The organism is Frondihabitans sp. GW821-FHT04F02 (genome assembly GCF_059420045.1).
Genome location: NZ_JBWKSZ010000002.1, coordinates 691,571 through 712,658 on the forward strand (window position 1 = coordinate 691,571; position 21,088 = coordinate 712,658).

Consider the following 21,088-nt stretch of genomic DNA (forward strand, 5'->3'; position numbering starts at 1 on the left):
TTCCTACGACAGTCGTGTCTTCTTGGCGGTCCGGGCGCGGAAGCCGCCGGAGATCTGGATCATCGCCGGCACTTCGAACCCGAGGAGCTGGTCCAGGGCCTTCAGGTGCCCTTGGATGTGGTCGGAGACATCCTTCGGGGACACCCCACGACGAGCGGTCGCACTGATCTTCAGCACGTTCGTGCCCTGGACGTCGTAGGTCGTGACCGATGACGACACCAGGTCGTCTCGATCTTTCAGCGCCTCCTGGAGGGCTTCCTTTGCGACGCCTGATTTGACGATGGTGGAGCCGTGTTCGGTGGTGTCGTCATGGAACAACTCCGAGGTGTGTCCGTTGCCTTGCTTGACGATGAACCGGACTAGCAGGATCACGATGATCACTAGGACGGCGATCAGGGCGATGTACAGCCAGCTGGACCCGGTCGCGAAGAACGGTGCCGCGGAGAAAGTCGAGGCGACGTTCTTGGATACCGTCGGTGCGGTCGACTTCCAGCCAGAGCTGAAGGCCGGGAGTACCCCGAGGAGGATGGACGCTGCACCAAGGATGAGGAGTGCGAGGCCGACAATGAAGATGAGGAGCCGGTTGGCGCCACGGTTGGTGGTGTTCATGCGCCGACCTTCCCGGTCTTTTTGACGTCGATCTTCGATCGCAGCTTTGGGGTGACGTCGTAGGCGGCGAGCTGCTCGTCGACGGCGGACTGCACCCGGCCCTTGTCCACGTCCCGCCCGGTCGCCGGCGTCATCTCGACCACGGCACGGTTATGCGTGACGGAGACCCGGGTGTTGTCCGGGTCGGTGTTCGCCGCGTAAGACGCGTGCCGGGCCAAGGCGGAGGCGATGACCTCGTTATCGATCACCGTGACAGCCCGATCTGTCTGGATCAGGTGCCGGGCGCGACGCCCGGAGGTGAACGATGCGATGATCAGCCACAGCCCAACCAGGGCAAGCATGATCCCCGCCACGATCAGGACCCAGATAGGCAGGGTGTTGGCCCCGACGAGACCCTTCGCCGCATTCCCCGGTGTCACGAGGAGCGGCTTCTGCCCGGCGATCGAGAGGATGATCTCGATGACCGCATAAGCGGCGGCGAGGATTAGGAGGACAGCCAGGACGATCGCGAGGACCGACCGGGGGGAATGAGTTTCCCGCCGAGCAATGCGCGCGTATGTGCTCGTCGTGCTCACTTGACGCGCCTTTCTTCCTGAATGTCGACCCCGGTGATTTTGACGATCACGCGGTCAACCTGGTTGCCGGTGAGCTGCTGCACGCGGGTGCGGATCTGCTCCTGCGCAGACTTAGCCCGCTCGAGAAGCGGACCGCCCTGCCGGTCGACGACCCCGGGTTCGTTCTCGATCCGAAGAAGCGACGGCACCCGAATGGGTGCGGACACTGTCAGCGACAGGCTGCCTGCGTCGTCGTTTAAGTCGACGGACACCTTCTTGCTAGAGACGCCGAGGGCGTCGGCGGTGACGGCCGAAACGACCCGGTCCAACGCCTTCGGGGCGACGGTCGTCCGTCCCGGCGCCTTCTCCCACTCGTTCTTCTGGGTCGTGGTGGGGGTCGTTTCGGTCATCGTCATGAGGAGGAGCGCTTTCCCTTGAAGATGTCCAGCAGCGCCGAGAACTCGATGTCCCCGGACACAATCCGGCCGACGATCGCGCCGGCCGCCATCGCGAGGGCTAAGAGGATAAACGCACCGAAGCCGAGCGTCATCCAGGTGAGGACGAGGGCTGCGGCGACGGCGATGCCGGTGATGGTGGGGGTCACTTGACGCGGCTGTCGGAGTCGTCGTCATCGTCATCGGTGGGGACGAAGACATCGGCAATGGTCACGTTGATCTCGGCGACCTCCATGCCGACGATGTTCTCGACCGCATCAGCAACGGCAGAGCGGACGTTGTCGGCGAGGTCCTGCAGGGATACCGGGTACTCGGCGGTGAGGGTGACATCGACGGCGACCTGCGTCTCGCCGACCTCGACCGAGATGCCCTGGGCGAGGTTGGTCTGGCCGACACGGTCACGGAGCGCACCGATGGCACGGCCCGCGCCGCCGCCGAGGGCGTGGACACCGCGGACCTCGCGGGCGGCAATGCCGGCAACCTTGGACACAACGGCGTCATTAATGTTCGTCTTGCCAGTCTCGGTGGAGTGCGCTGGGGCGACGGCCTTGGAGGAGGTCGTGGGGATCACGGCGTTGGGGGTGGGGGTGGTGTTCGACATAAACGTTCTCCTGAAGTTGATGAGGTCCAAGGGCACCGTGTTGGTGTCCTGGCGAATCGACTACCCCGCAAGCAAGTGGTGGACCCCCTTACGAGGGGCAGTCATTAAGGAAACGAGTCGAGCGGACCATTCGTCACACAATGGCCGAAAAGAATTCTTAGGACGCTGCGCTCAGGGAGCGAGAGATGCAGAGGATTAGTCGGTGACGTAGGCGATAGTGATCTTGACGTCCAGGTCTTGTCCCGCGTTCGACAGTTGTTCACGGATTCGGGTGCAGACGGCTTCACCGATTTCTGCCGCCGATGCGGACAGGTCGATGCCAATCGACGCGAACACTACTTTCCGGCGCTGATCGACGACGACGTGCGCTGCGGGAACGGCAATGAGGAGGTCGATGAGAAGTCGGTGGGCCGTGTTTGCGCCTGGTACGGCTCGGGTGGGGGGGTACAGCCGGGTCACACCCGGGGTCGCTTCCACGAGAGCAGTCAGCGTGTCAGCCAGAGCGATCTTGGTGATGGCCATCAGTTTTTCTCCTGCGGGGTGATGTGCACGTCGCTGATGGTGACGGTGATCCCCGTGACATTGAGGTCCGTGTTTCGGGCGAGGGTGTCTTGGAGGGCTGCGCGTAGCTGTTCGGCGGCGTCAGGGATGTTGTTGCGCCAGATGATGGTTGCGTCGACTTCTACCTTGATTGGTGCGTCCAGCGTGGTGACATCGCCGACGAGGGTGCTTCGGCCGACGAGGATTCCGTGCACCATGTCGCCGGCGGCGCGAATAAGACCACGCACGGCACCCTCGGTGATTACCAGTTCGGTGCGGAGCTGGGCTGTTCGGTAGGGGATTTGCCTGCCTGCGCGGGACTCCAAGGAGATGTTTTGCAGCAGCGAGGATATCCACGAGTCGTCTTGAGGGCCCTCGGCGGCAGCCTCCTCATCGAGGAACGTGGCAGTAAGGGTTTTCAGCCGGGCGAGGGCGGCAAGAGCGATTTGGCACGCCGGGGAGATGTCGATCACTGGATCCCGGGGAGTCATCCCGGCATCGAGGTAGTCGGACAGGTCATCGACCGTGTATCCGTCGAGGTCTTGGGGCTCAAGGGACAAAACGGCGGCGGGCGGGGTGTCGTGATCGAGAAGGTGTTTCACGACGGGGTCGGGGATGGGGTTAGGCGTGCTGCTCATCGCCAGGCCTCCATCTCTCGGATCATGTTTTTCCGTGCTCGGGACAGTAGACCCCGCACCGTACTCACCGGCTGATCGATTTCCGCGGCAATGTCGTCGTAACTGTAACCACCCAACTCTTTCAGCACCCAACACTGGCGCTGCTCCGCCGGAAGAGCCGACAAGGCGATACCGAGAGCTTGCTGCCGACTGGAAGCCTCTGCAGAGTGTTCAGGGCCGTCCTCGCTGCGGGCGGGCTGTTCATGGTCATCAATATCTGCGTGATCACGTCGCGCCCGGACCCGGTCGATCGCTTTCCGCGACGCGATCGTCAAAAGCCAACCGCGAACCCCGCTGGTGTCTGGCAACCCTGGCAGCTGCTGCCAGGCGGTGACGAAGGTGTCCTGCGCGACATCGTCCACGTCCGCTGCAGAACCGAGAATGCGACGGGCATACACCCGCACAACTGCTTCGTGTCGGCGCACCAGCGCTGCAAAGGCGCAGACGTCGCCGTCACCTGCCCGTCGAGCAAGGGCCGGGTCGCCGACGTCCTCCAGGGCTACACGCTCCTCAACGTCCGGCACGTCGCCCATCCCTGCGATTCGAAGAAATAACAGTCTCGGCGAGGGTTAGCTCAGAGCACTGCTCAAGACGCTGGGCCGTGAAGGATGAACCGACAGTGCTTTGACAAGCACCCCAGAACAGGCTTCTTCTCAACGGCCTGCCCTCCCTAGCTCGAATTGTGGGGCTTACGACGTAAGTCCCACGGCAACCTTACAACGTAAGTGTTGTTAGCGTTGAGGTTGTCGAATGCACCCGCGTCTCCAGCCCGGCTGTCAGCGAAAAACCGCATATCGGCAGGAGAGGGCCGACGTGGACGACCGCAAAAAGCCGAACCGGACGGGGCCAGCCCCCGCAAAACTCAATCGCGACCTCATTGTTGACACCGCGCTGGGCCAGATCGATCGGCTGGGCCCGCAAGGCCTGTCGATGCGATCCCTTGCCCAAGAACTAGGCGTGGAGGCGATGTCGCTCTACCGGTACGTCCACGGAAAAGAGGACCTCCTCGAAGGTGTCGTCGCATCGCTGATGAGCGATCTCACCTCGCACCTCGATGAGGCAGAAGGAGAACATTGGCAGGCCTTCCTGCAAATGGTGGCCCATGCGGTGCGTCGCATCGCAACGGAGCACCCCAACGCGTTCCCACTCGTGGCGACCCGACACCCGGCCGCGCCCTGGCTCCGTCCACCTCTTCGCAGCATTGAGGTAGTCAACACATTCCTCAGGGCCTTGAGGGAAAACGGGTTCACTGATCCGCAAGCTGTGAACGCGTACCGGGCATTTAGCAGCTTCCTCCTTGGCCAACTCCTTCTGCAATCCGTGGTCCGAGGTGCCGAAGCCGGACCGGCCGAAGAACCCCTGGACGAAGGCGGTGCGGACATTCCTGCGGGTGACGGCAGCATGTCACTCGAGGTCGCACCCGAAGTCCTGCGCCTCCGACCCCTCTTGAGCGAGGACCGAAGTGATGAGGAATTCGAGGTAGCCCTCGAAGCGCTTCTGGACCGTTTGGACCGGGAACTTTCCCAATAAGCAAGTCCTCCCGCTTCGCCCTCCCGCCATTCGGTAGGACATGTTTCGTCGTCCGGCGTGACGAAAAGGGCTTTTCACTCGTTGTCTTAGTGGAAGCATCCTCTTTCCGCCGCCGCTCACTGACGCAAGGACGCCATGGCTGACTCCGACACCACCCCCACGTACTCCCTCGACGAAACTTCTCCCACCACCTGGGATGTTCTCCTTGAGGGGTCTGCCCTGGTCGCTGGGACCATCACCCAAGACGGTGACGAATACCGTCTCGCCGATGCGCAAAACCTGTCTCGTGGCAACTACCCCACTGTGATGGAAGCGTGCGCTGCTCTTGCGGACGGCGACGCCTGATGGTCGAACCGACCGCAGTCTTGTTTGACATCGATGGCACCCTCGTCGACTCGAACTTTCTCCACGTCGAAGCGTGGGACTACGCGTTCACCTCAGCCGGGCTGAACGTTCCCTCGTGGCGGATTCAGCAGGCCATCGGTGCGGACTCGAACGAACTCCTCGACCAGCTAATCGGTGATGAGCCCCAGACCATGAGGGATGAGGCGAAGAGTCTGCATGACAAGCGCTATAAGCAGCTCGCCCCACGGCTGAAGATCTTTGACCAGGCGCAAGAGCTCGTGACCGAACTAGCGGGCCGCGGAACACGGGTGGTGTTGGCCACATCGGCCCCGCAACGGGAGCTCGACCGTCTCCTCGCCCTGCTCAACATCGACGACAACACTTACGCCATAACCTCTGCCGAGGACGTCAAGAAAGCCAAGCCCGCACCCGACATCATCACCGTTGCCCTGGCCAAGGGCGGGATCGACACCGCCCACGCGGTCCTTGTCGGTGATTCCGTCTGGGATATTAAGGCCGCCACCACCGCGGGAGTCACCTCGGTCGGGTTGCTCTCCGGCGGCACCGCCGAAGCGCTCCTTCGTGACGCCGGCGCCATTCAGGTGTACGACGACGTCGCCACCCTCCTCGACCATCTTGACAGCAGCGCCCTCGTTGCGCGTGTTACCGCCGCGGGGTGAGGCGGGTTTCTTCAAGGTCCAGCATTCGCTGCGCTTCGGCGAGGACGCGCGAGGAGTAGGCGCCGCGGCTCCTGGCGTCGAGGAGGCGTTCTCGTTCCGCTTTGACGATTGCGAGGCGCACCTGCCGGTAGACCCGGTGCGGGGTCTGATCCGAGGAGGACACGTTCCTCTCGGACCGTTCCCACGCCGACTCCGCACGGAGGAAGGAGGCTTGGCGGGCGCGTTCGAGGACGTCGGGGTCGACCCCGTCGACACTGTCGGTGGCATCGTCGGGGTTTCGAATGACTTCGAGGGCGCCGTAGCTGATCTCATCCAACAGGGTCGCGAGTTCCCGACGGTCCTCGTACCGGTCCACCCCCTGAATGCGGAGGGCGCGGATCAACAGGGGCAGGGTGGCGCCTTGCCCGATGAGGGTGGTGACGGCGACGGTAAACGCGATGAGCACGAGCTGGGGGCGGTAGGGGAAGTCGGGGAGGGATTGCGCTGCGGCGAGGGTAACGACGCCGCGCATCCCGGACCAGGACAACACAACGCTGCCCTTCCAATCGATCCGCTCCACCCGTAACTGATCCAAGTCTGCGCGCTGCCGTTCATACCGCAGCGTTGCCGTCTGTCGGCGCCTGTTCGCAAGCAGTCCACGCTTGGGGAGGGTGAGGTCATGTTCGAGAGCGAGCCAGCGCCGGAAGGTGTTCCGTTCGGCGTGCCGTTCCCGGAACTTTAACGCCAGAACAAGGGGGCTGAGCCACGCGAATCGGAGGGCGATGAGCCCGGCGGTGATGAGAAACCCGATCCCGATGGTCTCACCGACCCCGGTCTTTCCGGAGTCCTGGACTTGTTCGATGAGGGTGCGGATTTCGAGTCCGATGATGAGGAAGACGGCGTTTTCGAGGAGGAACTGGATGGTGCGCCAGTTGATTCGGTCACTTATCCTTGCCTGCGCGGTAAACCGGCTCGGGCTGGCGTGCCCCGAATAGAGCCCTGCGACCACGACAGCGAGGACCCCAGAGGCGTGGGTGGCCTCGGTAGGGATGAACGCAATAAAAGGGACGGCGATCGACAGGGCGGTGTCGAGGACGGGGTCGGTGAACTTCGACCGGACCAGGACCGTCCCGAACCCAGCCGCTAGTCCGACCGCAACTGCGACGATGACGGCGAAGAGGAAGTCCCGGCCAGCGGACCACGGGGTAAGAAAACCACCCGCGGCGGCGGCGGTTGCGGAGCGAAGAAGGACCAGGGCGGTGGCGTCATTCATCAACCCTTCACCCTCGAGGACAGTCAGCAGCCGTGGCGGTAGTCCTAGACGACGGCCGACGGACGTTGCGGCGACCGCATCCGGCGGGCTGATGACGGCGCCGAGCGCGAAGGCGAGGGCGAGGTTCAGCCCCGGGAGGAGCAGGTGCAGGAGGAGACCGGCGCCGGCGGTCGTGAAGAGGACAAGGAGGAAGGACAGACTGGCAATGGATTCGAAGTTCCGGCGGAAATCAACCACCGGCACCCTGATCGCTGCTGCGAACAGGATGGGTGGGAGGAGACCGTCGAGGATGACGTCGTGGGGGATCTCGACCGCGGGGACGCCGGGAATGTAGGAGAACCCGACACCGACGAGGACCAGGATGATTGGCGCGGCCAGGCCGAGGCGTTTTGAGAACGCGGCGACGGTGACGATGACCGCGATGCCGATGACGGCGAAGAGTTCCAGATGCACTGGCTCACCGTAGCCCGGCACACGAGGGCGATCCGACCACAGCCGGCACAACTCTTCAGAGCGCAGACCGGAGCGCGGGTGAAGCGAGTTGGGTAGGCGAGGCGCGCGACGACTTGAAACGTTCATGTAAGGACCGGCCGCTAGTCCGGAAGTCCTTTAGGTGTCTTCGGAATCCGCCGGGTTTGCAGGTGTGTTGGGTTGTTTCTGCCATGGCCAGCGCCCGGTGATCTCGAGTTCAAGGCTGAAGCTGAGGAAGGTGCGGATAAGGACGATGACGGCGAGGACAGCAACGGACTGAAGGGTCGGGGTGACCGCGACGGTGCGGATGATGTCAGCTGCGACCAGGAGTTCAAGCCCGAGGAGGATGGAGCGGCCAAGGAATTGGCGGTATGGCCGGTAGACCGGGTGCTGTCGTCGGATGAATCGGGCGACCGCGTAAACGGTCGCGGCGAAGGTGCCAATAACTACGGCGGCGACGCCGGCTGCGTCGATAAGGCGGCCGGCGAGTTCAACCCAGTTTTGGAAGCTCATTCAGGGAGGCTACCGACCCGAAGGGGGCGACTTGTGCCCCCGTGTATCTATCTGGCTGCTTGGTGCTAGCCAGTCCAGCAAATTACGGATCACCTATGAAACCTGCTAGACGGCCTGAGCTGGTCGACGCCGCAAGAGGTGGACTCTAGTGGACGGGACTTTACCGAACCATAGGTAGTTCTAGAGTCACCGTTGGCGGTCCGTTAAACGGTCGCTCCCCGGACGCATCTGCGACCTCGGGGGAGGGGATCAAGAACTCAGGAAACGTCTAGGTTCGAGATTCTCAACAGCCTGTCCCGTGAAACTGCCCGGGGAGGGTACGGCTGACAGTACAGTTGCCGTCATGCTCATCGGATACGCCCGCGTCTCGACCTCCGGACAAGACCTCGCGGCGCAACGCGACGGCCTACAGGCCCTCGGAGTCGCGGATCAAGACATCCACGTCGACCACGGCATGTCCGGCACGACTCGAGAACGACCCGGCCTCCGATCGGCCCTTGCCGCGGTCCGAGCCGGCGACACCCTCGTCGTCACGAAGCTTGATCGACTCGCCCGATCGCTCCGCGACGCGACCGACATCGCGGACGAGCTCACGAAGAAGGATGTTGCCCTCAACCTCGGTGGATCGGTGTACGACCCCACCGATCCCGTTGGGCGGCTCCTCTTCAACGTCCTCGGCATGGTCGCCGAGTTCGAGGCCGATCTCATCCGGGCCCGCACCCGCGAGGGTATGGCGATTGCGAAGGCAGCCGGCAAGCTCCGCGGAGGCAAGCCCAAGCTCAACAAGGCGCAGGAGAAGCACCTGGTCGAGCTGCACCGCGCCGGCACACACACCACCAGCGACCTCGCCGAGCTGTTCGGCGTCGCACGAGCCACCGTCTACCGAGCCGTTCACCGCGCCGATCCGAAGTGACAACCAGCCCGATTCTCGGGTAGCCATGGCCTACCGGACGGCGTTGCGCAGAGCGGGCGCACCTCCGAGAGTGCCGATGGGGCGCAAGCCTTGGGCGGTCATTGGCGGCGGGCTCGGTCGAGATCTGCGCGAACATTGGCCGGCTCCGCCGACAGCGGCAGGTTCACTGTGTCCCCGGCGCCATCGAAAGTGTCGTCGGGGTCTGCCGGGATGGCGTCGAACACCGGTGTGAGGTCGTCCTGCTCGAGTCCGTGGTCGGCGACGAGCTCGAATGTCTTCCGCAGGGCGGTGGGGGTGGTGAGGCTTTCGACGAGGACACGGGCGATCTCGTGTCGAGCGATGACGCCGTCAGCGGGGGTGCCGCTTTGATGGGTGTCGCCCTGCCGGGGCGCGATTCGGAGTTGGTCGTCGTCGTTGTAGTCGAACCAGCCGGGCCGGACGATCGCGTAGTCGTTACCGCTGGCACGGACGAGTCGCTCCCCTCGCCGCTTCCACTCGGAGCTATCGCGGAGAGCCGTGACTCCGATGGTGGTCATCAACGCGATGCGGACGGGCCGGCCGTCGAGGGCGTCGAGGACGTTCCGGACGGCGCCGTAGTTGACGGTTTCGGCGTTGCTGTTGTCGCCGTGCGTGAAGATCACCGCGTCGATACCGGCGACGGCGTCGCGAAGGGTGGATGCGTCGGTGAGGTCGCCGAGGACGATCTCAGCGCCTTGGGCCAGGCCCTGCGCACGGTGCTTCTTCCGTGCGAGGGCGCGGGTTCGGTGGCCGGCGTCGATGGCGGTCTGGACGACGTGGCGTCCGACGCTGCCGGTGGCGCCGACGACGAGGACAGTGAGCTGGTCGGTCATGGTGGTGCCTTTCAGGCCAAGCCGGCGGAGCGGAGCCACCGGTCGACGGCGGGGCCGGCGGAGGAGTCGCGGACTTCCTCGCCGCGGACGGCGAGGCCGTCGTGGAACGCGGCACCGGTGCTGAGCCCCCGGTAAAATGATGCAGTGTTACCGAGACCGCTGACGGCGTACGTGACAAACGGGTGAACGTCCTTGCCTGCTAGGTTCGCGTGTTCGGCGAAGGTCGCCATGATCATCGGCGGCTGCACGTTCCAGATAGGGCTACCCAGCAGCACGGTGTCGTACCCGGCAAGATCGGGTAGGTTCCCGGCAATCGTGGGGCGGGCGTCGCTGTTCTGTTCGTCGACGTTCCGGCTGACGGTGGGGTCGTAGCGGTCCGAGTACGGGTCGGCGGCTTCGATGCGGTACACGTCGCAGTCGATCCGGTCACGGATGAGGTTCGCAAGGACCTCGGTGTTGCCGACGTCGAGAGTGCGGCGGCCGCCGTTCCAGTAGTTCTCGCCGGCGCGGGAGAAGTACACGAGCAGCGTGGCTGCGGATCCGCTTCGTGCGGGGGTGGTGGGTGTGGTCACGGTGCGGCTTTCACGGTCGGGTGTGGTGCAGGCGGCCAGCAGCCCCGCCGCGGCGGCGCTGATCGCGCCGGCCGCGGCGGTCCGCAGGACCTGCCTGCGGGTGGGCTGCTGAACGGGCATGGCGGCTTATGCCTCGGCGCGGCCGGTGAGCCAGCGCACCATCTCGGGGTCGACGTGGGAGAAGAACTGCGACTCGCCGGCTTCGAGCTCGGTGATCTTCGTCATCTGCTCGTCGGTGAGCTCGAAGTCGACGACGTCGAGGTTCTGCTGCATGCGCTCGGGCTTGGTGGACTTGGAGACCACGACGACGTCGCGCTGGACCAGCCAACGGAGCACGACCTGCGCGACGGACTTACCGTGGGCGTCACCGATCTCGGACAGGATCGGGTTGGAGAAGAGGTCGTTCTTGCCTTCCGCGAACGGCGCCCATGCCTCGAGCTGCACGCCTTCTTTCTGCAGGAGCTCCTGGTAGTCGGCCTGCTGGTGGAAGGGGTTGGTCTCCATCTGGTTCACAGCGGGGACGACGTCGGCGAACGCGATGAGGTCCACGAGCCGGTCGGGGGCGAAGTTGGAGACGCCGATCGCACGAAGTCGACCATCCTTGTGCGCCTGCTCGAGGGCGCGCCACTCGCCGTAGTAGTCACCGAGCGGCTGGTGGATCAGGTACAGGTCGAGGTAGTCCAGACCGAGCTTCTGCAAGGAGGTGGTGATCGCCTCGGCGGCACCTTCTTCGCCACGGGTCTGGATCCACAGCTTCGAGGTGATGAACAGGTCCTCGCGGGGCACACCGCTCGCGGCGATGCCGCGGCCGACCTCTTCCTCGTTGCCGTAGGAGGCGGCGGTGTCGATGAGGCGGTAGCCGGCCTTGATCGCGTCGGTGACGGCCTGCTCGGTTTCTTCGGCGGGGATCTGGAAGACACCGAAGCCGAGCTGCGGCATCGTCGCGCCGGTGTTCAGGGTGACGGTGGGGATGGTGCTCATGAGAGGTTCCTTTCGGGGTGGGGTGTTACTGCCGCGCCGACGTTTGGTCGGTGTGGCGGAGGACGACAACGGCGGCGATCGCGGTGAGAACCACGAGGCCGGCGATGACGAGGTAGTCAGTGTGGACGCCGATGAGGAACGCGGCGCTGGCGTTGACGATGGAGCCGAAAACAGCCACCCCCAGTGAACCGCCGAGCTGGCGGAACATGTTCAGCACGCCGCTGGCGGTGCCGGCGAGGTGCGCGGGAGCGACGTCAAGGATCAGGGCGGCGATCGGGGGGACGGTGAACCCGCCGCCGACGCCGACGATCGCCATCAACGCTGCCACGAGCCATACTGGTGCGTTTCCGGGGAGGAGGACGATGCCGACCAATCCGACCGCCATTCCTACGAGGCCGAGAGCGACGGGGAGGACGTAGCCGAAGCGGGCGGTGATCTTTGACACCTGCGAGTTGGTGATGGCGGTGATTCCGGTCATCGGGAGGAAGAGCAGCCCAGCCATCAGGGCGGATGCGCCACGGTACTGCTGGAAGTACAGGCTTTGCAGGAACACGAGCCCGTAGAAGCCGGCCATTGAGATGAAGGCGACACCGAGCGCGACGCTGAGGCGACGGTCGCGGAACAGCGCTAGGGGCACCATCGGGTGCGAGCTGCGGGATTGCATCCACACGAACCCGAGCAGCGACACCGCAGCGAGAGCGAATCCGCCGATCACGGGCGGCTCGGCGAATCCGATACTGCCGCCTTCGATGCAGGCGAACGTCAACGCGGCGAGGCCGATGATTGCGGTGATCTGCCCGGGAATGTCAAACCGCGCCTGCCGGCGGGAAGACGCGGCGACCCGGCGGAGCGCGACGAGTGCGACGATGCCGACGGGGACGTTCAGGAAGAAGATGATGCGCCAGTCCACCGCGGCAAGGAGACCGCCGACGATGGGGCCGGCCGCGGCGGCGACGGACCCGCCGACCGCCCACATACCGATCGCGTGGGCACGCTCTTTGGAGCCCTGGAACGCTTCCCGGATCAGCGACAGCGACGTCGGGGTGACCATCGCCGCGCCGATCCCTTGGATGAGGCGGGCGATGATCAGCACCGGCAGTGAGGGGGCGAATCCGCACGCCACCGACGCGAGGACGAACAGCGCCATGCCTATCCGGTAGGCGGAGCGGCTTCCGATCCGGTCGGCGACGGTGCCGCCAAACAGCAGCAGTGCGGAGAACATCAGCGTGTAGCCGCTGACGATCCACTGCAGATCCGACAAGGAACCGCCAAGGCTTCCCCGGATCGCCGGGAGGGCCACGTTCGTCACCTGCGCGTCGAGGGTGACGACCGCGAACCCGAGCATCGCGACGATCAACGCTGTACGCTTCGCCGCGCATCCCGGGTTGGCCGGAGCTGCCGTGGCAGTGGTGACGGAACCGGTGTGCAGCGTGGTCATGGCTTCTCTCAGAGGACGTGAGCAACGGCAGCTGGTGCTGCCGGTGATTCCATGGAACTGCTTTCTTCGCCTGTGGAACAGGCAGTGTTGTGCGGTGTACTAGCAGTGTCTGTTTCACGAGAACCAGTCGTGCTTACCCTTCTGGCATGGATACCGAGACCGAAGCGAGCGATTTTCTCCGCACGAGGCGTGCTCGTCTCAGTCCGGAGGCTGTCGGATTGACGGCCTCCTCCACGGGTCGCCGTGTCAAGGGGCTCCGCCGCGAAGAAGTCGCAACGCTCGCCGGGGTCAGCGCGGAGTACTACAACCGGATGGAACGCGGCAAACTCGCCGGCGTCTCCGAAGCCGTCCTCTACGCCGTCGCTCGAGCGCTCCAGCTCGACGAGTCCGAAGAGCAGCACCTGTTCGACCTCGCCCGTGCCGCGAATGCCGAACATGCTGTGACTCGCCCTGCCCCAAAGCGGGCCCCAGCCCGATTCCGCGCCAGCGTCCGCGTGCAGCGGCTCCTCGACGGGATGAGCGACCTGCCCGCTTATGCACGGAACGGGCGCACCGATATCCTCGCGATGAACCAGCTCGGCGCCGCCCTCATGCCGGGGTTCCGACCGACGGGCAAGGAGCCGGCGAACATCGCCCGGTACATCTTCCTCGACCCCTCGTCGCAGGAGTTCTACGCCGACTGGGAACGCGTCGCCCGCGACATGGTCGCCGCGTTCCGCATCGAAGCCGGCCGCACCCCCTTCGACCGGTCCCTCACCGACCTGATCGGTGAGCTGACTACCCGCAGCGACGCGTTCCGCACCTGGTGGGCCTCCCACAACGTCCGCCTCCACAACAGCGCCACCAAGACCCTTCACAACCCCACCGTCGGGGAGGTCGAAGTCACCGGCGAAGCGCTCACGCTCGCCAGCGAGCCGGACGTCACGATCATCACCTATGTCACGGAACCCGCTTCCGTATCCGAGGAACGCCTCCGCGTTCTCGCGAGCTGGGCCGCCAGCAACGCCACGACCGCAGCGCCCAGCACCGCCCAGTGACAGCGGCCGCTGACACCCATTGCACTCGCTCGTCGACCCGGCAGCACCTGCCGTCCATCGTCGCGCCCATCGAAAGGACCCGCCCGTGAAGTACACCCGTCTCGGAAACTCCGGACTGAAGGTCAGCAGCATCGCACTCGGCTGCATGAGCTTCGGCGACCCCGGCAGCGGCCACCTGCCGTGGTCCCTCCCGAAAGACGACGCGCTGCCGTACTTCCGGCAAGCCCTCGACCTCGGCATCACCTTCTGGGACACCGCCAACGTCTACTCCTACGGCGACTCCGAACGCATCGTCGGCGAAGCCATCCGCCAGTTCACCAACCGCGACGACATCGTGCTCGCGACCAAGGCGCACTTCTCCGACAAGGCCGGCGACGGTCCGGGCCTGTCCGTCGCCGGCTTGTCCCGGAAGGCGATCATGCAGCAGATCGATGCCTCGCTGACCCGCCTCGGCACCGACTACGTCGACCTCTACCAGATCCACCGCTTCGACCCGGAGACCCCGATCGAGGAGACGATGGAAGCCCTCCACGACGTCGTCAAGGCCGGCAAGGCCCGCTACATCGGCGCGTCCGCGATGTGGACGTGGCAGTTCGCCAACATGCAGCACGCCGCGGACCTGCACGGCTGGACCCGGTTCGTGTCCATGCAGGACCAGTACTCCCTGCTGTACCGCGAGGAAGAGCGTGAGATGTTCGGTCTCCTCGCCGACCAGGGCGTCGGCAGCATCCCCTACAGCCCCCTCGCCAAGGGCCGCGTCGCGCGCCCCGCCGGTGAGCAGACCAAGCGCTCCTCCGACGACCCGGTCGGCAACAGCTTCTTCGCCGACACCGAGCGCGACCGTCCCGTCATCGACGCCGTGCAGCAAATCGCCGAGGCCCGGAACGTGCCGATGGCGCAGATCGCGATGGCATGGGTCCTCGACAACCCGGTCGTGAGCGCACCCATCATCGGCGCCACCAAGCCCCACCACCTCGACGACGCGGCCGCGGCGGTCGACATTGACCTCACTACGGACGAGGTCACCGCGCTGGATGAGCACTACACGGTCCGTCCCGCCGGCGGGTTCTGACCCACACCCGCTAGGTACGACCTGAAGGAGCAACCGTATGTCCAACACACCGTTCGATCAGCCCTTCCCCCTCGGGAAACCCAATGAGGCTCTCGCCGAGTACTTCACCGGCCGGAGCTGGGTCGCGCCCCTGACCGACGGACCGCTTACCGTCTCCAACGTCTCATTCGAGCCGGGCTGCCGCAACAACTGGCACATCCATCACGGCTCCGCTGGTGGTGGTGATCAGATCCTGCTGTGCACCGCCGGATCCGGCTGGTATCAGGCAGACGGATCCGAACCGGTCAGTATGACCCCGGGCACAACCGTCCGGGTCCCGGCCGGCACGAAGCATTGGCACGGTGCGACGGCGCACTCCTGGTTCTCCCACCTCGCCTTCATCACCCCCGGTCCCGACGTCAGCAACGAATGGCTCGACCCCGTCGCCGATGACACTTACAACGCCCTGCCACTAGGAGACGACGCCCACTAATGCGGGAATCGGTCCACTGAGCGTAATGAGAGCGGCCCCGCACCTGCGGGGCCGCTCTTGGTCATCGGATCGGGTCAGCGGGCATTGAGGACGTCCTGGAGCACGGTGGCGGCGGTCATCCCCGCGGGCCATCCAGCGTAGAACGCCAGGTGAGTGGCAACCTCCGCGAGTTCCTCCGCGGTCAAGCCGTTGTCCAGAGCGAGTCCAAGGTGCGACCGGAGCTGATCGGTTCGCCCGGAAGTCGTCAGCGCAGCGACCGTGATCAGGCTCCGGTCGCGGGGCGATAGACCTGGTCGGGTCCAGACATCTCCGAATAACACCTCGTCCGTGAGTTCAGCCAGCTTCGGTGCGACCTCCCCCACTAGCTGCTGCGCTCTGCTTTTCTCCTGTGCCATGCGGATGCTCCTGTTCCCACCCGTGTTGGGCGCTCGTTCTGGACGCTACGCACTGGTGAGGAGCCGAAGAAGGCACAAGCAGTACACGTCTCGGCGACGCAGCGATCAAGCTCGGCACGGATTTGTCGCCGTGACCGCCGCTACGCTGCGGCGCGGAATCGTCGACTGAACTGTTGGCCGGACAGCACCGTGTTGCGCGCGGCCATGAGTCGTTGTTGCGCGTAAGAGTCCAAAGTATTCGCGGCGTCCCGCCAGCCATCGCCTAATGCGGGGTCTGCGACGATGGCCGCGGCGAGGGTTTCGGCGTCGTGGAGGGCTTCGGTGAATCCGCTGCCGGTCATGGGCGTTGCGACGTGGGCGGCGTCGCCCACGATCGCGAGGCGGCCGTGAGCGAGCACGTCGGGGACGTACTCGCTGATGGGGGTACCGATCACCCGGCCCACGTCGAGGCTCACCTGGATGAGGTCGGTCCAGGTCGAGGACCAGCGGCCGCGCCCGAGTCGGGCGAGGGACTGGCCAAGGTTGGCCGGGACTTCGCTCGCGGCTACGGAGTGGTGCACGACGCCATCGCGGACGTGACCGCCGCGGGTGAGGAGGTCGTTGTGGGTGTTGTCGTACACGGCCCATCCGACTGTCCGGTGTCGCCGGCGGCTGTCACCGTCCTCGCCGGGGAAGCTGCCGCCGAGGAGCATGGCGGTGTCGTCGCCGAGGAAGGCGTTCCGGTCGAAGGTGCGGTGCCCACGGAGGCGGTCGGGGAGGTCGCGTTCTTCAATCGTGGCGATCCACACGAGGTAGCCGGCAAATGCGGCGTGTCGGTGGTGTGGGGCGACCGCGGCGCGCACGACGCTTCGATGCCCGTCCGCGCCGATGACGATATCGGCCCGGTACACGGCCCCGGCGTCGGTCACTACCCATGCGGCCGTGTCGTCCTGGTCGGCTGTGACGGCGCGGGCGTGGTGGATGACAGTGACCCCGGGGTCGTGGTGGACGGCGGCGTAGAGGGCGGTGAAGATCGTGTGCCAGGAGTGCATGCCACCGGACAGGGTCGTCGGTACCCGTGGTGTGCCGGGGGCGAGGCCCCAGCCGGTGACGCGTTCCACGAGCCCGTCGGAGACGAAGATTCCGCCGCCTCTGCTGCGGTCGGGGCCGCTGCGTTCGAGGAGGGTGACGTCAACACCGACGCGGGAGAGCGTCAGTGCTGTCATGAGGCCTGCGAGGGAGCCGCCGACCACGATTGCAGTCGGGGACGGGGTGGGAGACGTGGTCGTCGCCTTTCGAAAAGGAGTGGTGCCGGCTCAGCGCTGGGGGGCGTCGAGGTCGTCGCGGATGCGTTGGGGTTCGTCGGTGAGGGGCATGGTGTCGCGGTCGTGGACGCCATCGAGGGAGCCGGGCCGGTCGGGATCCAAGGCGGCGAACACGGGGCCGAGATTGGCTTGTTCGGGGCCGTGCTCGGCGACGAGTTCGAGGGTTCGGCTGCGGGCGTCAGGGTTTGTGAGGCTGTCGACGAGGACGCGGGCGATTTGTCGGCGGGCGATCGCTCCGTCTTCCGGTGACCCGGTCCATAGGGTGTCGCCCTGGCGCATGACGATGCGCAGCTGGTCGGCGGTGTTGTAGTCGAACCAGCCGGGTCGGACGATCGTGTAGTCGTTGCCGCTGGCACGGACGAGGCGTTCGCCGCGCCGTTTCCAGTCGGTCATGTCATTGCGGACTGTGACTCCGATTGACGTCATCAGAGCGATCCGGACGGCTTTGCCGTTGAGGGCGGCGAGGACATTGCGGACCGCGCCGTAGTTCACGGCCTCGCCGTCGGAGCTGCCGTTGGTGAAGACCACGGCGTCGATGCCAACGACCGCGTCGCGGAGGGTGGACGCATCGGTCAGGTCACCGATGACGACTTCGGCGGCGGGGTCGAGGCGGCGTGCGCGGCGGGGGGACCGGGCAAGGGCGCGCGTGGTGTGACCGACGGCCACGGAGTACGCCACGACGTGTTGACCGATGCTCCCGGTGGAGCCGACGACGAGGACGGTGAGGGTCGCGTTGGTCATGAAAATTCCTGTTCAGGGGTGAGGCCAGCGGCGGGCGGCCGCTGGCCTCACGGGTGGGGTGGTGCCTGGGTGCCGGACCGATCAGAAGAAGGTCGGTTCGCGGGGCGTGTAGGGCCCCTCGAGTGCCGAGATCTCGTCGTCGGTGAGCGTCAGCTCGAGCGCTGCGACAGCATCGGTGAGGTGCTTCTCTTTCGTGGCTCCGATGATCGGGGAAGTGATCACAGGGTTCTTCATGACCCACGCCAGAGCGACCGTCGCCATGGACACACCACGGTCGGTGGCGATGGCCTCGACGGCGTCGACAATGGCCTTGTCGGAATCGAGGAACAGGGGCCTTCCGAACTGGTCGACGGTCGGGTACGACTTGGCGCGGGTGGTGCTCTTATCACCCCAGGGGCGCGCGACGATGCCCCCGCCGACAGGGCTCCACGTCAAGCTCCCCACGCCCTGGTCGGCGAGCAGGCCCTGCATCTCGCGCTCCTCTTCGCGCTGGACGAGGTTGTACTGGTCCTGCATCGACACGAACGGCGTCCACCCGTTCAGCTGCGCGGCGGTCTGCATCTTGGCGAACTGCCATGCCCACATGCTCGACGCGCCCAGGTAACGGACCTTCCCGGCCTTGACGACGTCGTGGAGGGCTTCCATGGTCTCCTCGACGGGGACCTCGGGGTCGAAGCGGTGGATCTGCATCAGGTCGACGTAATCGGTGCCAAGACGGGTCAGTGACGCGTCGACCTGCTCGAGGACGGCCTTGCGGGAGAGTCCGCCGCCGCCGGGGTTCTGCGACATGGGCCAGTAGATCTTGGTGGCCAAGACGATCTCGTCGCGGTTGGCGTACTGGCGGATGGCGCGACCGACGATCTCTTCGGAGGTGCCCATGCCGTAGACGTTGGCGGTATCCCAGGTGGTGATGCCGAGCTCGACGGCCTTGCGGAACAGCGGGGCGGCGCCGTCTTCGCCGAGAGACCAGTCGGCCATCGGGTTCGGGTCGCTGAAGCTCATGCAGCCAAGGGTGATGCGGCTGATCTTCAGGCCGGAGGTGCCGAGGCGGGTGTATTCCATTGCGGGTGTCCTATCAGACGGCGAAGCGAAAAAGGGGGGCGGTGCGGTAGGGCGGCTGTCAGCCGCCCTACCGGGTGAGGTCAGGCCTCGGGGATCTCGAAGGCGTAGGCCTCACGGGTGATCGACTCGACCGGGGGGCCGCTGCGGACACCGGTGTCGAGGGCGTCGATCGCGGCGAGCTGGTCAGCGGTGAGTTCGAAGTCGAAGACGTCGAAGTTTTCGGCGATGCGGGCGGCCTTGGTCGACTTCGGGATCGCAGAGCGACCCTCCTGGACGTGCCAGCGGAGCATGACCTGGGCCGGCGACTTGGCGTGCTCGGCCGCGATCTCGCCGAGGGTGGTGTTCTCGAGGGCACTGTTCTGGCCGGGGACGTAGGTGGTGATTCCGCCGATGGGCGACCATGCCTGCGTCAGGATGCCGTGCTGGGCGTGGAGGGCCTGGAGGTCTTTCTGCTGGAAGTAGGGGTGCAGTTCGATCTGGTTCACGGCCGGGACGACGGTCGTCTCGGCGAGCAGCTTCTCGAGCAGCTCCGTGGTGAAGTTGCTGACGCCGATCGCGCGGATCTTCCCATCGGCGAGCAGCTCCTCGAGGGCCTTGTAGGCGGCGACGGTGAGGTCGAACTCGGACGGCAGCGGCTGGTGCAGGATCACGAGGTCGAGGGTGTCGACACCGAGCTTTGCGGCGCTCTTCTCGAACGCGTGCAGGGTGGCGTCGTAGCCGTAGTCGCTGATCCAGATCTTCGTCTCGATGAAGACTTCGTCGCGGGGCACACCGGAGGTGCGGATGCCCTCGCCGACCTGCGCCTCGTTGCCGTACGCGGCGGCGGTGTCGATGTGGCGGTAACCGAGGCGAAGCGCCTCGGCGACGGCCGTGACGGTGTCCTCGGGCGGGGTCTGGAAGACGCCGAGACCGATCGCGGGGATCTCGACGCCGTTGTTCAGGGTGATGGTCGTGTTGGTCATGCTTCGACGGTACGAGCCGAACCTGTTCGGGTGAGAGTCACCAGCATTCGCCCCCAGTCTCCGCGATTTGGGGGCGAACAGCAGTGACTCCCAGCGGTCGATGTCGCTCGGCTAACGTCGGTTGCATGGACAGCCAGAACGACGTGCAGCAGTTCCTCACCGCTCTGCGCGCACGCCTCACCCCGGAAAAGGCCGGCCTCACCGTCTTCGGCGGCGAACGCCGCGTCCCCGGTCTCCGCCGGGAGGAGGTGGCCCAGCTCGCTGGGGTCAGCACCGCGTACTACACGCGCATGGAGCGCGGAGATCTCAGTGGTGTCTCCGAAAGTGTTCTGTTCGCCCTCGTCCGTGCGCTGCAGCTCAACGAGGCTGAGACGGCCCACCTGTTCGACCTCGCCCGCGCCACGACTGGAGTCCGACGCCAGGGCCGCGCCAAGCCGCCCGCCCGGGTGTCTCCCCTCGTCGCGCAGCTACTTGACACCATGGGCGACGTCCCCGCAGTCGCCATGAATCGGATCACAAGCCCCACCGGGTCCAACGCCCTCGGACGCGCCCTGCTGCCCGATCTGTTCCCCACCGACGGAACGCCGTTGAACAGCGCCCGCTACCTGTTCCTCGATGAACGGGCGCAGGACTTCTACATCGACTGGGAGAACAGCGCGCGCGAAGCCGTCTCCGCGTTACGTCTACTCGCCGGCCAAGACCCCACCGACAAGGCCCTGATGGGACTCGTCGGCGAGCTCGCCACCCGCAGCTCCGACTTCCGCACCTGGTGGGGCGGACACACCGTCCGCACCCACGCCAGCGGCACCAAGAGGATCAACCACCCCGTCGTCGGCGAGATGACACTCTCCTACGAAACACTGACCCTGCCATCAAGCGACGGAGTCGTCATCGCCGCCTACCTCGCCGAACCAGGCTCATCCTCCGCCGACGCGTTGAACATGCTCCGCAGCTGGGCCGCCCAACCCGCACAAGCTACAGACGCCGCCGGCCTCACACCGTCTCGGTAGATGACCTTGACCGTGTGCTCCGCGAGCTAGCTCAATGTGACGACCGTCCAA

27 protein-coding genes are annotated in these 21,088 nt (G+C 65.5%); 8 read left to right on the plus strand and 19 right to left on the minus strand.

From position 1 onward, the window contains the following. Positions 1 to 3 precede the first annotated feature (3 nt). The 8 genes from AC07TY_RS08385 to AC07TY_RS08420 form a co-directional block, all read right to left on the minus strand. Positions 4 to 609 carry a hypothetical protein gene (locus AC07TY_RS08385; RefSeq protein WP_494784995.1) on the minus strand — a complete coding sequence of 202 codons (606 nt, stop codon included), beginning with the start codon at positions 607 to 609 and terminating at the stop codon, positions 4 to 6. After that, entirely contained in the window at positions 606 to 1,184 is a 579-nt protein-coding gene (locus AC07TY_RS08390; RefSeq protein WP_494784996.1) for a hypothetical protein, read from the minus strand. Before AC07TY_RS08390 ends, AC07TY_RS08385 begins: the two co-directional genes overlap by 4 nt. Continuing rightward, a complete protein-coding gene (locus AC07TY_RS08395; protein ID WP_494784997.1) occupies positions 1,181 to 1,579 on the minus strand; it encodes a hypothetical protein in 399 nt (132 codons plus the stop codon). The genes AC07TY_RS08390 and AC07TY_RS08395 overlap by 4 nt, the downstream gene beginning before the upstream one ends. After that, a complete protein-coding gene (locus tag AC07TY_RS08400; protein ID WP_494784998.1) occupies positions 1,576 to 1,767 on the minus strand; it encodes a hypothetical protein in 192 nt (63 codons plus the stop codon). Before AC07TY_RS08400 ends, AC07TY_RS08395 begins: the two co-directional genes overlap by 4 nt. Then, positions 1,764 to 2,219: an Asp23/Gls24 family envelope stress response protein gene (locus AC07TY_RS08405; RefSeq protein WP_494784999.1), complete on the minus strand. Its 456-nt coding sequence runs from the start codon at positions 2,217 to 2,219 to the stop codon at positions 1,764 to 1,766. Before AC07TY_RS08405 ends, AC07TY_RS08400 begins: the two co-directional genes overlap by 4 nt. Positions 2,220 to 2,414: 195 nt before the next feature. Then, the gene (locus AC07TY_RS08410; protein ID WP_494785000.1) at positions 2,415 to 2,741 is read right to left on the minus strand and encodes a hypothetical protein; all 327 of its coding nucleotides are present in this window, start codon (positions 2,739 to 2,741) and stop codon (positions 2,415 to 2,417) included. Next, on the minus strand, positions 2,741 to 3,397 hold the full coding sequence (locus tag AC07TY_RS08415; RefSeq protein ID WP_494785001.1) for an Asp23/Gls24 family envelope stress response protein: 657 nt from the start codon (positions 3,395 to 3,397) through the stop codon (positions 2,741 to 2,743). The genes AC07TY_RS08410 and AC07TY_RS08415 overlap by 1 nt, the downstream gene beginning before the upstream one ends. Then, complete coding sequence (locus AC07TY_RS08420) at positions 3,394 to 3,969, minus strand: RNA polymerase sigma factor (protein ID WP_494785002.1); 576 nt, start codon at positions 3,967 to 3,969, stop codon at positions 3,394 to 3,396. Before AC07TY_RS08420 ends, AC07TY_RS08415 begins: the two co-directional genes overlap by 4 nt. Before the next feature lie 280 nt (positions 3,970 to 4,249). Here AC07TY_RS08420 and AC07TY_RS08425 point away from each other — a divergent pair, with 280 nt between their 5' ends. The 3 genes from AC07TY_RS08425 (at position 4,250) to AC07TY_RS08435 (ending at position 5,991) form a co-directional block, all read left to right on the plus strand. Continuing rightward, positions 4,250 to 4,966 (plus strand): TetR/AcrR family transcriptional regulator C-terminal domain-containing protein, encoded by a 717-nt coding sequence (locus tag AC07TY_RS08425; RefSeq protein ID WP_494785003.1) that lies wholly within the window; start codon positions 4,250 to 4,252, stop codon positions 4,964 to 4,966. Between the two features lie 135 nt (positions 4,967 to 5,101). Continuing rightward, complete coding sequence (locus tag AC07TY_RS08430) at positions 5,102 to 5,311, plus strand: hypothetical protein (protein ID WP_494785004.1); 210 nt, start codon at positions 5,102 to 5,104, stop codon at positions 5,309 to 5,311. Further along, complete coding sequence (locus AC07TY_RS08435; protein ID WP_494785005.1) at positions 5,311 to 5,991, plus strand: HAD family hydrolase; 681 nt, start codon at positions 5,311 to 5,313, stop codon at positions 5,989 to 5,991. The genes AC07TY_RS08430 and AC07TY_RS08435 overlap by 1 nt, the downstream gene beginning before the upstream one ends. Here the strand turns inward: AC07TY_RS08435 and AC07TY_RS08440 are convergent. Continuing rightward, a complete protein-coding gene (locus AC07TY_RS08440; RefSeq protein WP_494785006.1) occupies positions 5,975 to 7,696 on the minus strand; it encodes a cation:proton antiporter in 1,722 nt (573 codons plus the stop codon). The two genes, AC07TY_RS08435 and AC07TY_RS08440, sit on opposite strands and share 17 nt — an antisense overlap. Positions 7,697 to 7,852: 156 nt before the next feature. After that, positions 7,853 to 8,227, minus strand: coding sequence for a DUF1622 domain-containing protein (locus AC07TY_RS08445; protein ID WP_494785007.1), 375 nt, complete (start codon positions 8,225 to 8,227; stop codon positions 7,853 to 7,855). A 343-nt stretch (positions 8,228 to 8,570) separates the two neighbouring features. On the opposite strand from AC07TY_RS08445, the gene AC07TY_RS08450 reads away from it, so the two are divergent. Then, entirely contained in the window at positions 8,571 to 9,140 is a 570-nt protein-coding gene (locus tag AC07TY_RS08450; protein ID WP_494785008.1) for a recombinase family protein, read from the plus strand. 98 nt (positions 9,141 to 9,238) lie between these two features. Here AC07TY_RS08450 and AC07TY_RS08455 read toward each other — a convergent pair whose 3' ends face one another. From AC07TY_RS08455 to AC07TY_RS08470, 4 genes are read right to left on the minus strand one after another with little or no spacing between them, the layout of a single operon-like run. After that, entirely contained in the window at positions 9,239 to 9,991 is a 753-nt protein-coding gene (locus AC07TY_RS08455; RefSeq protein ID WP_494785009.1) for an SDR family oxidoreductase, read from the minus strand. Positions 9,992 to 10,002: 11 nt separating this feature from the next. Beyond that, on the minus strand, positions 10,003 to 10,683 hold the full coding sequence (locus AC07TY_RS08460) for a flavodoxin (RefSeq protein ID WP_494785010.1): 681 nt from the start codon (positions 10,681 to 10,683) through the stop codon (positions 10,003 to 10,005). A 6-nt stretch (positions 10,684 to 10,689) separates the two neighbouring features. Further along, on the minus strand, positions 10,690 to 11,544 hold the full coding sequence (locus AC07TY_RS08465) for an aldo/keto reductase (protein WP_494785011.1): 855 nt from the start codon (positions 11,542 to 11,544) through the stop codon (positions 10,690 to 10,692). A 25-nt stretch (positions 11,545 to 11,569) separates the two neighbouring features. Beyond that, positions 11,570 to 12,982: an MFS transporter gene (locus tag AC07TY_RS08470; protein WP_494785012.1), complete on the minus strand. Its 1,413-nt coding sequence runs from the start codon at positions 12,980 to 12,982 to the stop codon at positions 11,570 to 11,572. A 146-nt stretch (positions 12,983 to 13,128) separates the two neighbouring features. Between AC07TY_RS08470 and AC07TY_RS08475 the strand changes: the two genes are divergently transcribed. The 3 genes from AC07TY_RS08475 (at position 13,129) to AC07TY_RS08485 (ending at position 15,563) form a co-directional block, all read left to right on the plus strand. Further along, the gene (locus tag AC07TY_RS08475; RefSeq protein ID WP_494785013.1) at positions 13,129 to 14,019 is read left to right on the plus strand and encodes a helix-turn-helix domain-containing protein; all 891 of its coding nucleotides are present in this window, start codon (positions 13,129 to 13,131) and stop codon (positions 14,017 to 14,019) included. A gap of 85 nt (positions 14,020 to 14,104) precedes the next feature. Beyond that, positions 14,105 to 15,091 carry an aldo/keto reductase gene (locus AC07TY_RS08480; protein WP_494785014.1) on the plus strand — a complete coding sequence of 329 codons (987 nt, stop codon included), beginning with the start codon at positions 14,105 to 14,107 and terminating at the stop codon, positions 15,089 to 15,091. A gap of 37 nt (positions 15,092 to 15,128) precedes the next feature. Continuing rightward, the gene (locus AC07TY_RS08485) at positions 15,129 to 15,563 is read left to right on the plus strand and encodes a cupin domain-containing protein (RefSeq protein ID WP_494785015.1); all 435 of its coding nucleotides are present in this window, start codon (positions 15,129 to 15,131) and stop codon (positions 15,561 to 15,563) included. Between the two features lie 74 nt (positions 15,564 to 15,637). On the opposite strand, the gene AC07TY_RS08490 is transcribed toward AC07TY_RS08485, so the two are convergent. From AC07TY_RS08490 to AC07TY_RS08510, 5 genes are all read right to left on the minus strand, one after another. Continuing rightward, positions 15,638 to 15,958: a carboxymuconolactone decarboxylase family protein gene (locus tag AC07TY_RS08490; protein WP_494785016.1), complete on the minus strand. Its 321-nt coding sequence runs from the start codon at positions 15,956 to 15,958 to the stop codon at positions 15,638 to 15,640. Positions 15,959 to 16,098: 140 nt separating this feature from the next. Then, a complete protein-coding gene (locus AC07TY_RS08495; RefSeq protein WP_494785017.1) occupies positions 16,099 to 17,190 on the minus strand; it encodes an FAD-dependent monooxygenase in 1,092 nt (363 codons plus the stop codon). Positions 17,191 to 17,253: 63 nt separating this feature from the next. Continuing rightward, on the minus strand, positions 17,254 to 18,003 hold the full coding sequence (locus tag AC07TY_RS08500) for an SDR family oxidoreductase (RefSeq protein ID WP_494785018.1): 750 nt from the start codon (positions 18,001 to 18,003) through the stop codon (positions 17,254 to 17,256). 81 nt (positions 18,004 to 18,084) lie between these two features. Continuing rightward, positions 18,085 to 19,065, minus strand: a complete 981-nt coding sequence (locus tag AC07TY_RS08505; protein ID WP_494785019.1) for an aldo/keto reductase — start codon at positions 19,063 to 19,065, stop codon at positions 18,085 to 18,087. 80 nt (positions 19,066 to 19,145) lie between these two features. After that, positions 19,146 to 20,027, minus strand: a complete 882-nt coding sequence (locus AC07TY_RS08510) for an aldo/keto reductase (protein ID WP_494785020.1) — start codon at positions 20,025 to 20,027, stop codon at positions 19,146 to 19,148. Between the two features lie 125 nt (positions 20,028 to 20,152). On the opposite strand from AC07TY_RS08510, the gene AC07TY_RS08515 reads away from it, so the two are divergent. Then, positions 20,153 to 21,037, plus strand: coding sequence for a helix-turn-helix transcriptional regulator (locus AC07TY_RS08515; RefSeq protein WP_494785021.1), 885 nt, complete (start codon positions 20,153 to 20,155; stop codon positions 21,035 to 21,037). The last annotated feature ends 51 nt before the right edge of the window (positions 21,038 to 21,088 follow it).

Bases quoted from the DNA above. Each gene is read 5' to 3' on its own strand.
- AC07TY_RS08385 (WP_494784995.1), bottom strand. From the start codon at position 609: ATGAACACCACCAACCGTGGCGCCAACCGGCTCCTCATCTTCATTGTC.
- AC07TY_RS08395 (WP_494784997.1), bottom strand. From the start codon at position 1,579: ATGACGATGACCGAAACGACCCCCACCACGACCCAGAAGAACGAGTGG.
- AC07TY_RS08405 (WP_494784999.1), bottom strand. From the start codon at position 2,219: ATGTCGAACACCACCCCCACCCCCAACGCCGTGATCCCCACGACCTCC.
- AC07TY_RS08410 (WP_494785000.1), bottom strand. From the start codon at position 2,741: ATGGCCATCACCAAGATCGCTCTGGCTGACACGCTGACTGCTCTCGTG.
- AC07TY_RS08415 (WP_494785001.1), bottom strand. From the start codon at position 3,397: ATGAGCAGCACGCCTAACCCCATCCCCGACCCCGTCGTGAAACACCTT.
- AC07TY_RS08420 (WP_494785002.1), bottom strand. From the start codon at position 3,969: ATGGGCGACGTGCCGGACGTTGAGGAGCGTGTAGCCCTGGAGGACGTC.
- AC07TY_RS08430 (WP_494785004.1), top strand. From the start codon at position 5,102: ATGGCTGACTCCGACACCACCCCCACGTACTCCCTCGACGAAACTTCT.
- AC07TY_RS08435 (WP_494785005.1), top strand. From the start codon at position 5,311: ATGGTCGAACCGACCGCAGTCTTGTTTGACATCGATGGCACCCTCGTC.
- AC07TY_RS08445 (WP_494785007.1), bottom strand. From the start codon at position 8,227: ATGAGCTTCCAAAACTGGGTTGAACTCGCCGGCCGCCTTATCGACGCA.
- AC07TY_RS08450 (WP_494785008.1), top strand. From the start codon at position 8,571: ATGCTCATCGGATACGCCCGCGTCTCGACCTCCGGACAAGACCTCGCG.
- AC07TY_RS08455 (WP_494785009.1), bottom strand. From the start codon at position 9,991: ATGACCGACCAGCTCACTGTCCTCGTCGTCGGCGCCACCGGCAGCGTC.
- AC07TY_RS08460 (WP_494785010.1), bottom strand. From the start codon at position 10,683: ATGCCCGTTCAGCAGCCCACCCGCAGGCAGGTCCTGCGGACCGCCGCG.
- AC07TY_RS08465 (WP_494785011.1), bottom strand. From the start codon at position 11,544: ATGAGCACCATCCCCACCGTCACCCTGAACACCGGCGCGACGATGCCG.
- AC07TY_RS08470 (WP_494785012.1), bottom strand. From the start codon at position 12,982: ATGACCACGCTGCACACCGGTTCCGTCACCACTGCCACGGCAGCTCCG.
- AC07TY_RS08475 (WP_494785013.1), top strand. From the start codon at position 13,129: ATGGATACCGAGACCGAAGCGAGCGATTTTCTCCGCACGAGGCGTGCT.
- AC07TY_RS08485 (WP_494785015.1), top strand. From the start codon at position 15,129: ATGTCCAACACACCGTTCGATCAGCCCTTCCCCCTCGGGAAACCCAAT.
- AC07TY_RS08490 (WP_494785016.1), bottom strand. From the start codon at position 15,958: ATGGCACAGGAGAAAAGCAGAGCGCAGCAGCTAGTGGGGGAGGTCGCA.
- AC07TY_RS08500 (WP_494785018.1), bottom strand. From the start codon at position 18,003: ATGACCAACGCGACCCTCACCGTCCTCGTCGTCGGCTCCACCGGGAGC.
- AC07TY_RS08505 (WP_494785019.1), bottom strand. From the start codon at position 19,065: ATGGAATACACCCGCCTCGGCACCTCCGGCCTGAAGATCAGCCGCATC.
- AC07TY_RS08510 (WP_494785020.1), bottom strand. From the start codon at position 20,027: ATGACCAACACGACCATCACCCTGAACAACGGCGTCGAGATCCCCGCG.
- AC07TY_RS08515 (WP_494785021.1), top strand. From the start codon at position 20,153: ATGGACAGCCAGAACGACGTGCAGCAGTTCCTCACCGCTCTGCGCGCA.